Source organism: Paenibacillus sp. FSL R5-0914 (assembly GCF_038004525.1).
In the GTDB taxonomy this organism is placed as follows: Bacteria; Bacillota; Bacilli; order Paenibacillales; family Paenibacillaceae; genus Paenibacillus_AQ.
Genome location: NZ_JBBORH010000001.1, coordinates 3420957 through 3435312, shown reverse-complemented (window position 1 = coordinate 3435312; position 14356 = coordinate 3420957). Strand labels below are relative to the sequence as shown.

Genomic DNA, 14356 nt, shown 5'->3' with positions numbered 1-14356 from the left:
CCTAGTTTCAAAGGACAAAAAAAAGAAACTCCGTTTTGAGCGGAGTTCCCTTTTTTTAAATTATATCGAATCACTACTCTTGTTCATTAGCATTTCTACCATTTCTTGATAACCCCTATTTTGCGCATGCTGTAAGGGACTAACTCCGTTAGAATCTGCTATATGAATATCAGCACCATGATGTATTAACAATTGCACTATAGCCTGATGTTCTTTGCCCCCATCGCCCAGTATGATAGCTTCTAGTAATGCAGTCCAACCCAGATTATTGACATGATCAATATTGACGTCAGAACTTGTAAGAAGTTCTTCCACAATATCCATATGACCACGCTCTGCAGCAGGGATGAGTGCGGTCCCCCCAAACCTATTCACAATTGAGGTATCAGCACCTGCAGCAATAGATACCTTCACAAAATCAAGCATTCCTTCAGCGCCTGCATAAAGAAGTGGATTATCCGAGCGATTGTCGCGGATATTGATGTTGGCACCTTTTTCAAGCAATAATTTGAATATATCCAGTTGATTCGTGTGTACAGCGATTAAAGCGGGCGTTCTACCCTCATTATCTGTAACATCAATATCTGCACCGTCTGTTAATAGTTTTGTTATAAGCTCCTTATCTCCTTGACGAGTCGCAGCTAACAGTGCTTGGTTCAGCTTATCCATTTCATTGTTCACCTCCTGAGTTGATTGCTGCCCTTGGTTGTTTAACACCTTGAAATCATCGGTCTGACATCCTGATATAAAAAGTAAGAGTGTTAAGACGAGAAAGCGCATGACATTCAACACCTTTCATGTAGACTCGCCTTATTTCGAAGTGAATGTGACTTGAGAGGTTGCCCATGCGCCTAGTGGTGTCACAGTATACACTGTCCCAGCAGCCAATTTACCGCTATCCGTAATATCGAATACACCTACGGCACCTTTACGACTGGAGAATTTATAGGTTGCAGCCCATTTGTCTCCGTTTGGAGCGGTTAGTTGTACACTACGACCCGAAAACAATTCATCACCAGGGTCTTGAGCCAAGGATACATTGATGGATGTATCGCTGACAGCTTCAGCGCCAGAGATTTGCAGTGGCGCTATTTCTTTTGCTTCGAATGAAGGATTTGATATATTGGCCCAGTCGGATGTTACGGTATATTTCACACCTGGTTTCAAGACTTGTCCTTCAGGAAGCCGGAATTTCGGCTCAATCTTACCATCTGTCGATTGTGTAAATGGAACATACTTGGCAACGATGGATTCTCCATTTTCTGGGGTAATCGTTACTTGTCTACCTTGCATGGAAGGAATGATTTGATACGTGATGCCATTTGCTCTGTTGTTCTCATCCAAAACAAATGCGTTAGCACCACGTCCACCACTGTATGCAGAGATGACATATCCATAGTCAATGACGCCATTTGTTTTCAGTGCTTCAATCTCAAAGGTGTCGTTGGTTACCTGAGTGGTTGCTGTCATATCCACCTTGGCTGCGTTTCCTACAAATGATCCTGCATTCTTACCTTTGTACGTTAAATTATAGGTTGTTCCAGCTTTTTGCACCGATGTAGGAACAATGTACGTTGCAACAGAACCCGATTTCAGCCGCGGCATATTCGTTAAGGTTAGACCGTCATTGAATACAAAATCTTCTTTTGCTTTAGCAAACACCTCATTCTCAGCTGTCAAAGGAGCATCTAAGGTTACGATTAATGTAATTTCATTGATCGATTTCACACTTGTAATTTGAGCTTTATCGGATGGCATTGCTTTACGTGCTGTATTCAGTAAGGCCGCTGTTTCGCCACGTGTTACAGGTCCAGAAGTGGATTGCAATTTATTAGCCCAGTAGTTAACCGATAAGACATCACGCTTCAACGCCTTCGATACAACTTGCACGATTTCTTCATCCGTTACCGTTTTATTAGGGCTGAATTTACCATCTTCCGTTTCCATTATCCCTAAACCAACAAGTACTGACGCATATTTGTAATACCATACGTTCGAATTCACATCGGTGAATGGGGCAGTGTTCTCTTCAGTGCTTTGTAATTTAAAAGTCAATACTACCATTTTCGCTAATTCTGCACGATTGATTGGATTGTTCACACCCATCGAATGATCTGCATAACCCTGTAACACACCTAATCCCGCAAGTACTTCAACGGCTTCTTGAATTTCTTTATCTGATAACTTAGATGCAGCTGCGGATATTCCTATGTTGCCTGATGTAGGTGCTGCTTGTACATTTAACACGGCAAAGGGTAAAGAGGTTGCGCCTAGTGTTGCTGCGATCATTAATGCTGCTGCTTTTTTAGAAACGATTCTCACTGTATTTCCCCCTCTAAAATCATTAAGTTATTTGTTGCTCATGTCTATAACTGAATGATAAAGGAAAGAAATAAACTCCCCAGAAACGATTTATTAATAAAGTATTAACTAGAGCTTAAAATTATCGAAAACCTTAAAGAAAAACGCCATTACACCGTAAACCGGTATCCCGCACCCCACACCGTTTCAATATATTGTGGATTCGAGGGGTCCGCTTCCAGCTTCTCCCGTATTTTGCGAATATGAACCGTAACCGTTGCGATATCTCCGCTGGAGTCCATCCCCCAGATCCGTTCGAATAAATCATCTTTGCTGAATACCCGATTCGGATGACTCGCTAAAAAGACCAGTACATCGAACTCCCGAGCGGTAAACAAAACCTCATGATTACGTACATACACTCTGCGGGCATTTTTATCGATATGAACTCCACGGATTTGGATCTCATGCTTCTCCATTGGCTCTAGCTTGCTGAGCATGCGTTCATATCTCGTTAGGTGCGCTTTCGCTCTTGCCACTAATTCACTTGGACTAAAGGGCTTCGTAATATAATCATCCGCTCCGAGATTAAACGCCCGAAGCTTATCGATCTCCTCTTTCTTCGCAGATACGATAAAGATCGGCACTTCCTTAGCCTCCCTAATACGGCGGCATAATTCAAAGCCATCGATGCCAGGTAACTGCAAATCTACGATAATAAGATTATAATCCCCTTCAAGAGCCTGCCCAAGCCCTTCAGAACCTGTATGACATATATCAACGGCAAAACCGTTCAGTTCAAAATAATCTTTTTCCAATTGCGCTATCGTTGCCTCATCTTCAATAATCAGAATCCGTGTCATGCGAATGAAATCCTCCTTCATCGGTCGTTCGCTTTAAAGTAAAGAACAAGCTTGATCCCACACCTGGTTCACTTTCCATCCATATCGACCCACCATGCCCTTCAATAATCTGACGAGCTATCGCAAGACCAAGTCCGCTACCGCCTGTCGATAGATTCCGAGAAGGCTCTGCACGATAAAACCGTTCAAAGATATGTGGAAGTGCTTCAGCATCAATACCCATTCCATTATCCTTCACTTCAACAGTCACCCATTCACTATCCACTTGCAGAGAAAAACGGATGAAAGGGTCCGGCTTGTCCATATACTTCAGCGCATTTCCAATTACATTCAGTAATACCCGTTTTAATTTATCTAAATCTGCAACAACCTCAATACGCTCGGAGTTATGGTCGTCTAGCTGAAATGAAACTCCTTTATTTTCGTTATGGTAGCGCATCTCTTCGATACAATCCTCAAGGAATGCAATAATATCCACAGCTTCGAACGAAAATGGGACCTGATTCAAATCCAGCTTGGAATATAGGAACAATTCATCAACCAATTTATCCATTCCAATGGTTTTGTTATAAATAATGTCGACGTACATGTCCATCTTCTCAGGTGTATTGGCGACACCATCTCGTATGCCTTCAATAAACCCTTTAATATTCGTAATCGGAGTACGTAAATCATGTGAAATATTTGAGATTAATTCTTTCCGATTCTCCTCATATTGCAGACGAAGGCTCACTGACTCTTGTAACCTCTGTCTCATCGTCTCAAACGCTTTATTTAACTCCCCAATCTCATCTTTGGATTGCAGGTTAAGTTCAAATTGAAGGTCACCCTCTTGAATTCGTTCTGCGGAATCCCTTAACTTGTTCAGTGGCTTAATAACACTTCGTGTAATCCAGCGATATAATAGTACATTCGCAACCACAAGAACGCCAATTAATATCAATGAAAAGATCGGTAGCAGCCTCCGTGTGAGTTCCGCAAAAGGACTATGCTCTTTGATGACGAAAACACTGCCTTTCGCCCCATCCGAATATTTAAAGTCAAATTTGGCATAGCCATAAAATCTTTCTTTAATATTAAACGTGTTACGAATCTGATAGTTATTGAGATCGTAAGGAGGTAAAGCATCCTTTAATTCAGGTTGATTGAAGGTGCGCGATTCAAACACAGGGTCATTTACTCGCCTTACAAATAGTCCCGCTTTCTCTGTCTTTAGCTTAAAATCATATTCCAGTAACAAATCCTTGTTCTGCAATTCATCCGGGTCATGCTTGGCTAAATACTTTAATTCTAAAAAAATCGACTCTTCTTGCTCCGACAACGGATTTAATTGATAGTGCACTTTATAAAAATCCCGAAGACTATGAACATCTCCAGTTGATGCAATTGTAAATAAAGCTGCCGTCATTACGATGATAAGTAAACTAACGACTAGCATTCCCGTATAAGATAACAGTAATTTTATCCGAATCGACACGACTGTTCCCCTCTCACTAACATTGGATCCGCTAAATAGTCATCTCCGTATTTTAGTGAAATACTATCACATGGGGAGAGCGTTTGCTAACAGAAAAAAACTTCTACCAACACTTCGGCAGAAGTTTTTATAGAACTTAATTTACGCGAGATCATCAAATGCTATATAGATTGATCTGATGATTTTCCTATTTCGGGTTGGTCGCGACTCCAGAGAATGTTTGGACTTCGACCACTTTTCCCTTTTTTGAATATTTTCAAGTTCATTCTATATGGGTACGTTTTCCAGTGATGAGAATACTTTATCGAAGCCTGTTTTAGAACGAGAAAATAATTCAGATGAACTTAGCGCGGAAGCTGGCGCCAGAACTTCTTGGGCGATCACACCGGCATACCCGATCTTTTTCAGGCTTCCCAAGAATCCTGTGAGATCAATAGAACCTTCTCCTGGATACAATCGATCGAAATCTAACAATTCCTCTGTCGGTAGAGGTTTAGCATCATTAATATGGACATATGCAATTTGATACGGTTGTAATTTCAGCAGATCCTCACTCGTTAATCCATTCGTATGCCAATGGTAAGAATCCAATAACAATCCGATGTTCCTTACTTGAATCGTCTCCATCCAGCTCAACGTATCTTGCATCGTCCAGATCAGTGGATTTGCCCATTGTGTACGTAAGTGATGAGGGCCTACGAACTCTAATGCTAATGTAATTCCATAAGCGCCTAATATTTCCGCGCATAGTCTTAAACGTCTCGTGGCTGCAATCATAAAAGCTGCGACCGGAAGATCTGTCGAAGGTAAAATATATGTACAACATGTCGTACAATTTAATGCAGCAGCGGCCTCAGCCATTTGGGTAAGCGATTTCAACCCTTCTCTAAAGCTTTCCTCTGTTGTGCGCCAATCTACCACTAAACCAAATGATCCTAGCATGATGCCATGGCTTTCCAGCAATTGAACAGCCCCATCCTTACCATACTGCTGCACTAACTCCAATGGATTTGCGTCTATCGACTGAAAGCCGAATTGGCTCGCAAGTCTGATATATTCTTCATTAGAACTGAGTTCACCCAAACCTGCTGTTGTTAATCCTCTTATCATCGTCGTTCTCCCCCTTATGACCAATCTAACAGTTCGTCATATCTAGTCTAGCGCATCGTGCACTCGAATAAAACCATCTCTAGTCCCCTTTAACAAATTCTACGATCTAATTGCAATAATGTTTTTTGTCAAAAATTAAGATGGGGTAGGAGGCTTATGGGGGGACGACAAGCCCTTCCTTTCATTTTCGTTCAAAGATCCTTATACTTGCTTGGAGAAGCATTTCAAGGGAGATTGAACAGTATGGACATAAAAAAATTGCAATACTTTATCGCAGTAGCAGAGGAACTGCATTTTAACCGTGCAGCAGAGAAGCTGAATATGACGCAGCCTCCCTTAAGCCAGCAAATTCAAGCTCTGGAGAATGAGATTGGTGTGAAACTATTAGAACGGAACAAAAGACAAGTTCGTCTAACGCCAGCGGGGGCGGTATTTCTAGAGGAGGCTAAATCCATTCTATCTCAACTGGAACGCTCTATTAAAACAACACAATTAGTCGATCAAGGAATTATCGGACATTTGAACATTGGATTTATAGATTCTGCAGCTGGTGGAGTATTGGTCGATATGTTAAAAATGTTTCGGGAACGTTATCCACAAGTACAACTCACATTACATGAGATGACATCTGCTCAGCAGTGGCAGGCTTTACATGAAGGAACGATTCACATTGGATTTGTACGTTATACAGAGTCGGGCAAGCATATCGACCATCGTCCCTTAGTCAATGAATCGCTTGTTGCCGTTTTGCCAGAGAAGCATCACCTAGCTCATTTACCGGTGTTATCCATTCGCTCTTTATCTTTAGAGCCGTTTATATCGTTCCCACGTCATTTAGGAGCTCCTTTTCATGACCTCATTATGAGCTTCTGCGCCCAACACGACATGTATCCGAATGTTGTACAGGAAGCCATTCAGATGTACACCATTGTAAACTTGGTAGCTGCTAATCTTGGAGTTTCCATTGTGCCCTCTTCAGTTGCTATTTTTCAGCGCGAAGGTGTCGTATTTCGTCCCTTTGAAGAAAGCACACCATCGATTCCCCTTTATGCCGCTTGGAGAACCGATTCCGATCGTGCCTCCTTATCCGCGTTACTAGAGATCATAGGACAAATGAGTTCAGAAGTTATTAATGGTGAATGATATAATATTCAGCCCGTTTTTCTAGGATCACGTTCAACGAGTCCTTCTAGCACCCTATCGATTTGCATCATAACTTCCCTATCCAGACGAACTCCCGCAGCTTTGGCATTTTCTATTACTTGCTCAGGCTTGGATGCCCCAATAATTGCAGATGAGACTTGTGGATTTTGCAACACCCATGCTATAGCCAATTGCGGAAGCGTCAACCCAACTTCGCTGGCGATGGTAGAGAGATTCGAGATCGCCTCAAGCACCTCAGTCCGAAGCCATTGACCCGCCAATTTATTCATAAAAGGTGAGCCCGCAGCTGTTGAAGCACGAGAACCCTCTGGCAATGGTTGCCCTGGCATATATTTGCCTGAAAGAATCCCTTGAGCAAGCGGTGACCAGACCACCTGTCCAATCCCTTCCCGCTCACAAGCTTGAACTACCTCCGTCTCCATTACGCGCCATAACATCGAATATTGAGGTTGACTAGCCACCAATGGCACCTTCAATTCCCTCGCCAAAACAGCACCTTCTGCTATCTGATCCGCCGTCCACTCACTTATCCCGACATAGAGAACCTTACCTTGACGCACCAGATCCGAAAAAGCCAAGAAGGTCTCTTCAAGGGATACTGTTGCGTCAAAGCGATGCGCATAATAGATATCAATATAATCGGTCTGTAATCTGTTCAGTGAAGCATGGCACGCCTCCATAATATGCTTGCGAGACAGACCTCTTGCGTTACGTCCCGTCCCTGTGGGATGGCACACCTTGGTACACAATTCGATATCAGCTCTGTGCACTCCTTTTAATGCTTGGCCCAGCACCATCTCAGCTTTCGTATCGGAATATACATCTGCAGTATCAAATGTTGTGATCCCTACATCCAATGCAGCGCGAACACAAGCATGGGCAGTATCATTGTCCACTTGAGCACCATGTGTAATCCAATTACCATAAGCAATCTCACTTAGATGTAAACCACTCGTTCCTAATTTGCGATAGTTCAATTTATACCCTCCTTTAGATAACAATCTGATTGTAACAAAGAGATATTAATACGAGAAATACTCTTTGATATGCGATTTAATTCAAAAAAGATATTACTGAGATACTTAAAGATAATAAAAAACGCCCTTTAGGCGTTTTTTTCGGTAAATATTTTGTTTTGAAACTCTAACTTCGCCTATACTCCGGTGAGTATTAACCTCCAAGCCTTGTTACCGCACCACAACTAACAGTACAATAATTCCGAGCCAAAACAGCCAGCTTAATGGGTGACCGAAATTTAATCCCCAGCCGACTCCGAGCCTTTTCTTGACGATTAGGTTTGGATCTTTGGGATTGAAATAAATCATACCAAATCGCCATTTATCATCATCATGGACAGGTCTGACATTGGAGCTATCGGCAGATCGCTCCAAGCGGCTTTCGCCCTGACCAGCCCAGAACGTTAAGGCCAAGGCGTATAGGATAATAAGGGCTATTATGATTAGGATAATAGGGATAGCGAAATTCATGTTAAGCAGAGATATCATGTTTAGTTGCACGACAGAAAACAGGATAACCATTAAGAAGCTTGCTGTAAGCATAAAATATGACCAAGTACGGCGGTAAGTTGCGTCTTGTCTGATGGAACGGTTAGGATCATTGGGTTGAACCTGCTGCTTTACTCTGCGAATACTCCAATTCTCAAATATGAACAAAAGTGTTATGAACACTTGCATTATTGTAGGCATAAACACAGAACTAAAAGATTTAGCTGCATAGCGGTCTACGTTCCAACTGCTGTTGTAATGGATCGGAATCTGATCAGGAATCAGATCGTAGTTGTATAGCACAGTTACAATACTAACAACAGTAATTAAAACATGAATGAGGAACCAATTATTAGACAAGCCAATGTTTCTTTTCCGAAATCCAGTGTCCACTGCCATGATCGATGGTTCCAGAGCAATAGGCAGCATAGGTAGTAAACTTTTCATTTTGAAATGATAGCTAATGTTTATGACTAGGGAGATTACGACCATGGCGAGTGAATAAGTGACAATGATCCAACTTTGTTGCTTGGAATGTTCATCACCGTATATTAGACAGATGATACAAACAATGAATATGATGGTATGCAAGGTAGCACTAATCCTAGCATATGACTTCCGCATCTGGCGCAGAGGCTCACTATGGAATTGTACAGGGCTGACGGTGACCCCAAAACTAATCGTCTCTCTTGTTAAATAAGGCATGCTTACCATGAGTACAATGGCAGGTACAAATACAAAGATCATTACTATAACAGGCATTATCGTCATATCATTCGCCTCCTCTTATATATAAGTGTGTATTCAAAACTCTATAACCCTTATAGCATAGGCGATTCATCACTATGCCTTTTTGCGTATGATTATCCTATTAACTTAGGATAGGTAATCGACTTGAACATAAATTTTATTATAATCGATTTTAGTGACTATTGGGGTGAAATTAACAATTTATCCAGTTTTTTCGCTACGCAGAGCTACTCATCTGACAACTGAATTATGGCAAGTACATCTGTTTGAAATTCTATGTAGGTAAAGGACTCGCCTCGTATCTGCAATGGTGCGGATTACTGCGTCAGAGTATAAATAAGTCCGTCCATGCTTAATATAGTACTTGCTCAGGTTTGTTCCATTAAGATATTTCTCTACAATCGCTCGATAAATCGGATGCTTCATTTCATCCACCAGTACCGACCTTGTGTTCTTATCATAATAGTATGGAAACAGTTGCTTTCCGTTTGTCAAAATGCCTTTCTTCACTCCAGCCTCTTTGTCCTGCTTCATTCTTCGCTTAATCGTTTTGTATTCTATTCTGGCAAAAATGGACATGAAGTCAAAGGATACATTGAGTTAATTCTTGCCTTATCACTATCTAACCTGATTACTTCTACGGATATTTCTGCTTGAAATCCTATTCTTATTTGCCATGAAATAAACCCCAAAAAAACCGAAGCGTATTTACACCCCGGTTCCTTTACTGACTTATTATATGCCATCTTAAATAGAATCTTTATCACCACTAAATAGAATCTTTATCACCACTAAATAGAACTTGAGTCACTCTGTAAATCGAATAACTTTTCGACTTGATCAAAATCTTCCTCGGATAACCTCTCTTTGAGTATCTCCAAAAAATTAATGATTTTCTGATTAATCTTCTGCAATTCCGGATCACTTGGCTTAATTAACTCATTCGGATACTCCCGCTACGAGAATGGAAATTTGGATGTTCAGAGCGCCGTTTTAATTACGCTAGCTAATTTCCATAAAGTAAGCATCGACTATATTTTAGGTCAGACAGATAACCCTAAGCGCAATCCCAGCAAAAAATAATAATCCGCAACACAAACAAGCTTCTGTGATATTCACAGGAGCTTGTTCACGTCTAGGCTAAAGCATAAATAATTACTTCAATGCTACAAACAAATCAATCTCATTCTCTAGACTTTCTGGTTTATATCTTTCATCCCAAATTTCAAAATCATAATCCTTTGGTTCATTTCCAGTTTCTCTAATCCATTGTCCATATACATAGTCATATGAACGACTGAGATCGGATTCAAGTCCCTGATGTGTGTAAGTAACATACTTACTCTCACCGACAGCATGACCTATCATATCTAACGGAACATCACCTTGTTTACTTACTTCATAACAAAGAATATGTGTAAACCTGTCAACCTGAGGATTAAAATCGGGCTCCATAGGATAAATCTGTATTAAGATTACATTCTCATTTTTCTTGTCTTGAATTTCGTCTTTTCTTTCAAATAGCGAATGATAAATACTCTTACCAAGACCAGACTCAAATTCTTTAATATCTGCTTCAATTTTGTAGCCTACAACATGAAAAGGGGATAATGTTACTACTTTAGCTTCCAGAAAATCTCCTCCATTCAAAATAAGGAATACTATTTGATTATACTATTAAGTGGAAGAATAGTTCGATCTGCTTAAAGCACTTTACAATAAAAAAGCTTCCACCATACTCTGGTAGAAGCTTCTTATCGCAATTTAATCATTCAAAATTTCAATCATTTTTCTTGTCTTCGCTAGCTGCCCCACAGTAAAATCATGCTGAGCAGATGCATATGCGCTAAAGACAATATCGAGCACAAATAATTGCGCAAATCTTGAGCTTGTTGCCGCACTACGAAGCTGCGCTTCCGGCGCACGTGATGTAAATAAAGAAACATCGGCAAGCTGAGAGAGCTTGTTATTACCAGGACGAGTGAGGCTGATTGTTTTTATCCCCTGTTCCTTAGCTCGTTTTAATAATTGAATAACCTCTCTCGTTTCACCGCTATACGAAATCCCCCAGAAGACGGCATTTTCTGATTTCGTAGCCATGGCTGCCGCCAATAAATGACGATCTGAAATCGCATATACATTTTTGCCTAGCCGAAGCCATTTTTGTGCTGCATCTTCTGCAATAATAAATGAGGCACCTATCCCATAAACATAAATCACTTCTGCCTGTTGTAACAGGCTCACTGCCTGCTCAATAGACTGCGCGTCGAGTTAACTGGCCGTATTCTGAAAGGTCAGTATTGTATTTGACAACATTTTATCAATGATGGAATCAACGTTTCATTCGATTCAACATCAAAGTATCTAACAAGCGGCGTGTTCTCTACCTCCGCGGATAAACGGATTTTCAGCGCTGGAAAGCCCTCTATTCCAAGCGACCGACAAAAACGAACAACCGCCGCACTACTTGCCTCCGCTTTTGTCGCTAACTCATGTATGGTCATATGCAGCACTTCTTTAGCATTTGCAAGAATGTACTCCACTACTTTTTTCTCTGATTCTGGCAATTCATTTAAGTCTAGCTCAATTTGCGAAATCATACTTCCCCGCAATTAAACCCGCTCCAACAAATGCAGGAATCATTGGTATGAAAATATTTCCGATTTTTCGCAAAAAGTTCTTGAACGGTTTATCATTCTTCTTTTTAAGCTTCGCCTTCATTTGTGCGCTTTGTGCTTGTAATTGCTCAGCCGAAGTCGCTATTTTCCTAATCCTCATTTAGACTATATTGAGTAATCTAAACTTTGTATCACTTCTACGATTCCACACGTTCCATTATTGACGAATTTTTATTTCAATATTAAACTATAAATAAGAAATTAAATTCCAAAAAACCATTTTTTTTATTTATTAAATTTATCCCAACATTACGTCGCAGGAGGAAAATGAAAGATGACGACGACACCAAACATCATCGTAATGAACCATCCAACTAGAGAGCAGCTTGAAAAGATTTACGATATTTTAGATGAATGCTTTTCCGTTGGCCGAGCTTTTTTCCAAGAAAGATTAGACCTAGACACCACATATGATCCAGATACAACATGGTTTGCGATGGTTGACGGTAAGATTGCATCCAATGTACAAATTTTCCCGTTTCATATTAGAGTCGGTCAAGCGATCTTGAAAACAGGTGCAATGGGGAGTGTCGGTACAGATCTAAATTACCGCGGGCTGGGGCTTGCACACAAAATTCTTCATGCGCAGACCAACTATATGAAAGAAACCGATTATGATATAAGCTTGCTTTTGGCTAGCAAGCATGCGTTTTATGAAAAAGCTGGCTGGAGACTTATTCCCGAGACTGCTTTCGCAATTGAAAAACCAGCAAGTTTGGAGCAGCAGCAAAGCAGTGATGAAATCATTCCTTTTGAAGCCTGTTATCTCGATGATATCCGTTTCATCTATGAACAATTCAATAAGAATCGTACCTACACCGTGATCCGAAGTAAAACGTATTGGAATGATTTATTGACCTGGCCGGAATGGAAGAAAGTTGACTGCTTGCTCCTTCGCAGAAATGGGAAAATCGTCGCTTATGGCATCATTGAAAAGAAAGATACTGAACAAGTATTTATTAATGAATTATTGTATTTGAACGAAGCCGAAAACGGCGTTGAAGCTTTGTTTCATGCCTTATGTCAGCTGCGCCAAAATGCAAAGCAAATATTAGCGATGCTCCCAGAGGACCATAAGCTATATTCCTATTACCAACAGCATCAAGCAAATTCAATTCAAATCAATATGGCGATGTGGAAAATGATCAATCTCAGTTCAACTTTCCATAAGCTTCAGCCTGAATTAGAAGATCGCCTAAACCGTAGCAACATAATTGCAGACCAGGAGCTGCATATTGCACTTCGCAGCAATGAGGACTGTATCTACTTGGATTATAAGCAAAAGCAGCTTTCTGTTTCCGATGCTAGTAATCATACCATTCCCGTTACTTCAATAGAAGTAGATGAACGCGAGCTAATGACTTATATCATGTTTGGCTATAATGAAGAAGGCGCAGCAAAGGACAGTACTGAGCACGCTAACATCCTTCAAGCTCTATTTCCGAAACAACAAGCCGTGTTTTATTTGACCGATAAATTTTAAGCCATTTTTGATTCCTACTATTTTAAAATAAGGATGTGTCGCAAGTCCAACTGCTCGGACTTATGACACACCCTTATTTTTCCATAGCGACAAAAACTAGTCGTTGTTCATTTTTGATCTTCCTAACAGGACAGCACCGTAGGCTGCATCCTTAATTGGCAAAATCAGCTTTGTTTGCGGGTAGCTCTGTGCGAGCTTTCGCTCCAAGGCTTCTTTCACAAAGCGAGACTTTTGCAGCACACTTCCTGCAATCGCAATCGGACTTTCATATAGCTTAAGCCGTTCAATAACAGGCACAACAAGCTCATATAGATTGGTTGCACATTTCTCCGCTAACGCTATTGCATGTGCATCGCCCTTCTCACATGCGGTCGTCATAATCGGTGCGAGCTGCGCAATATCTTTTTTCGTCGTATTTTTATCATAAACAAAGCCAATAATCTCTTTCACAGTGCTTAAGCCAAGCTGCTCATATACCATCGCTGGGATGACCGTATCGGTTATTCTTCCGTCCTCCACTTGAACTAATACGGATAATAGATCGCGCCCAATGCTATAACCGCTTCCCTCGTCATCAATCAGATGACCAAAGCCTCCTGTGCGATGCTGCTCTCCTTTTTCATTGACCCCAAAGCAAATCGATCCTGTACCGGCAATGAGAATGATGCCTTGCATCGCATTTTGTGCTCCGTATAATGCGGTTTCTTGATCGCCTGTAATCGTTAATGACCCGATATAACCGTTATTTCTCACATGCTGCTCCAAAAAATTGATGACCAGCGGATTACTTATTCCTGCCGCACCTATACATATATGAGCAACTTCTTGTAAATTACCGCAGTAGAGCTTCGTTTGACTAAAAATTTCCTCAAAGGAGGCGGCAATAGCATCAGCATCACCACCGTTATAATTAATAGGCCCTACAGTAAAGGTGAATAAAGCGTCTTCCTGGTCATGGGTAATTGTGACAGCTGTTTTCGTGCCGCCCCCATCAATTCCAACGATAAATGCCATACCTATGTCCC

At 41.0% G+C, this 14356-nt stretch carries 14 protein-coding genes and 1 pseudogene; 3 read left to right on the top strand and 12 right to left on the bottom strand.

Translation table 11 applies throughout. From position 1 onward, the window contains the following. Nucleotides 1-60: 60 nt before the first annotated feature. The 5 genes from MKX60_RS15155 to MKX60_RS15135 form a co-directional block, all read right to left on the bottom strand. Nucleotides 61-669 carry an ankyrin repeat domain-containing protein gene (locus MKX60_RS15155; RefSeq protein WP_341060219.1) on the bottom strand — a complete coding sequence of 203 codons (609 nt, stop codon included), beginning with the start codon at nt 667-669 and terminating at the stop codon, nt 61-63. A 141-nt stretch (nt 670-810) separates the two neighbouring features. Next, nucleotides 811-2322, bottom strand: a complete 1512-nt coding sequence (locus MKX60_RS15150; protein ID WP_341060218.1) for an S-layer homology domain-containing protein — start codon at nt 2320-2322, stop codon at nt 811-813. Between the two features lie 149 nt (nt 2323-2471). Further along, nucleotides 2472-3164 carry a response regulator transcription factor gene (locus MKX60_RS15145; protein WP_076299284.1) on the bottom strand — a complete coding sequence of 231 codons (693 nt, stop codon included), beginning with the start codon at nt 3162-3164 and terminating at the stop codon, nt 2472-2474. Continuing rightward, nucleotides 3142-4641: a sensor histidine kinase gene (locus tag MKX60_RS15140; protein ID WP_076299285.1), complete on the bottom strand. Its 1500-nt coding sequence runs from the start codon at nt 4639-4641 to the stop codon at nt 3142-3144. Before MKX60_RS15140 ends, MKX60_RS15145 begins: the two co-directional genes overlap by 23 nt. A gap of 267 nt (nt 4642-4908) precedes the next feature. Continuing rightward, nucleotides 4909-5751, bottom strand: a complete 843-nt coding sequence (locus MKX60_RS15135; protein ID WP_341060217.1) for a sugar phosphate isomerase/epimerase family protein — start codon at nt 5749-5751, stop codon at nt 4909-4911. 243 nt (nt 5752-5994) lie between these two features. On the opposite strand from MKX60_RS15135, the gene MKX60_RS15130 reads away from it, so the two are divergent. After that, nucleotides 5995-6894, top strand: coding sequence for a LysR family transcriptional regulator (locus tag MKX60_RS15130; protein WP_341060216.1), 900 nt, complete (start codon nt 5995-5997; stop codon nt 6892-6894). An 8-nt stretch (nt 6895-6902) separates the two neighbouring features. On the opposite strand, the gene MKX60_RS15125 is transcribed toward MKX60_RS15130, so the two are convergent. The 3 genes from MKX60_RS15125 to MKX60_RS31705 all read right to left on the bottom strand — a co-directional run bounded on the left by MKX60_RS15125 (nt 6903) and on the right by MKX60_RS31705 (nt 10084). Next, a complete protein-coding gene (locus MKX60_RS15125; RefSeq protein WP_042189570.1) occupies nt 6903-7892 on the bottom strand; it encodes an aldo/keto reductase family protein in 990 nt (329 codons plus the stop codon). 210 nt (nt 7893-8102) lie between these two features. After that, nucleotides 8103-9191 (bottom strand): DUF1648 domain-containing protein, encoded by a 1089-nt coding sequence (locus tag MKX60_RS15120; RefSeq protein ID WP_341060215.1) that lies wholly within the window; start codon nt 9189-9191, stop codon nt 8103-8105. A 770-nt stretch (nt 9192-9961) separates the two neighbouring features. After that, on the bottom strand, nt 9962-10084 hold the full coding sequence (locus MKX60_RS31705; protein WP_445670754.1) for a DUF6809 family protein: 123 nt from the start codon (nt 10082-10084) through the stop codon (nt 9962-9964). 19 nt (nt 10085-10103) lie between these two features. Here MKX60_RS31705 and MKX60_RS15115 point away from each other — a divergent pair. Further along, a pseudogene (locus MKX60_RS15115) lies at nt 10104-10253 on the top strand (helix-turn-helix domain-containing protein); the annotation flags it as partial. 72 nt (nt 10254-10325) lie between these two features. Here the strand turns inward: MKX60_RS15115 and MKX60_RS15110 are convergent. The 3 genes from MKX60_RS15110 to MKX60_RS15100 all read right to left on the bottom strand — a co-directional run bounded on the left by MKX60_RS15110 (nt 10326) and on the right by MKX60_RS15100 (nt 11782). Then, nucleotides 10326-10820, bottom strand: coding sequence for a GyrI-like domain-containing protein (locus MKX60_RS15110; RefSeq protein WP_341060214.1), 495 nt, complete (start codon nt 10818-10820; stop codon nt 10326-10328). A 114-nt stretch (nt 10821-10934) separates the two neighbouring features. Further along, the gene (locus tag MKX60_RS15105) at nt 10935-11414 is read right to left on the bottom strand and encodes an SIS domain-containing protein (protein WP_341060213.1); all 480 of its coding nucleotides are present in this window, start codon (nt 11412-11414) and stop codon (nt 10935-10937) included. Between the two features lie 50 nt (nt 11415-11464). Next, entirely contained in the window at nt 11465-11782 is a 318-nt protein-coding gene (locus MKX60_RS15100) for a MurR/RpiR family transcriptional regulator (RefSeq protein WP_445670753.1), read from the bottom strand. 340 nt (nt 11783-12122) lie between these two features. Here MKX60_RS15100 and MKX60_RS15090 point away from each other — a divergent pair, with 340 nt between their 5' ends. After that, nucleotides 12123-13331 (top strand): GNAT family N-acetyltransferase, encoded by a 1209-nt coding sequence (locus MKX60_RS15090; protein WP_341060212.1) that lies wholly within the window; start codon nt 12123-12125, stop codon nt 13329-13331. Nucleotides 13332-13427: 96 nt separating this feature from the next. Here MKX60_RS15090 and MKX60_RS15085 read toward each other — a convergent pair whose 3' ends face one another. Then, nucleotides 13428-14345 carry an N-acetylglucosamine kinase gene (locus MKX60_RS15085; RefSeq protein WP_076285351.1) on the bottom strand — a complete coding sequence of 306 codons (918 nt, stop codon included), beginning with the start codon at nt 14343-14345 and terminating at the stop codon, nt 13428-13430. Nucleotides 14346-14356 lie beyond the last annotated feature (11 nt).

Excerpts from the sequence above, each read along its gene's own strand:
- MKX60_RS15155 (WP_341060219.1), bottom strand. The coding sequence starts at position 669 with ATGGATAAGCTGAACCAAGCACTGTTAGCTGCGACTCGTCAAGGAGAT.
- MKX60_RS15145 (WP_076299284.1), bottom strand. The coding sequence starts at position 3,164 with ATGACACGGATTCTGATTATTGAAGATGAGGCAACGATAGCGCAATTG.
- MKX60_RS15135 (WP_341060217.1), bottom strand. The coding sequence starts at position 5,751 with ATGATAAGAGGATTAACAACAGCAGGTTTGGGTGAACTCAGTTCTAAT.
- MKX60_RS15130 (WP_341060216.1), top strand. The coding sequence starts at position 5,995 with ATGGACATAAAAAAATTGCAATACTTTATCGCAGTAGCAGAGGAACTG.
- MKX60_RS15120 (WP_341060215.1), bottom strand. The coding sequence starts at position 9,191 with ATGACGATAATGCCTGTTATAGTAATGATCTTTGTATTTGTACCTGCC.
- MKX60_RS15090 (WP_341060212.1), top strand. The coding sequence starts at position 12,123 with ATGACGACGACACCAAACATCATCGTAATGAACCATCCAACTAGAGAG.
- MKX60_RS15085 (WP_076285351.1), bottom strand. The coding sequence starts at position 14,345 with ATGGCATTTATCGTTGGAATTGATGGGGGCGGCACGAAAACAGCTGTC.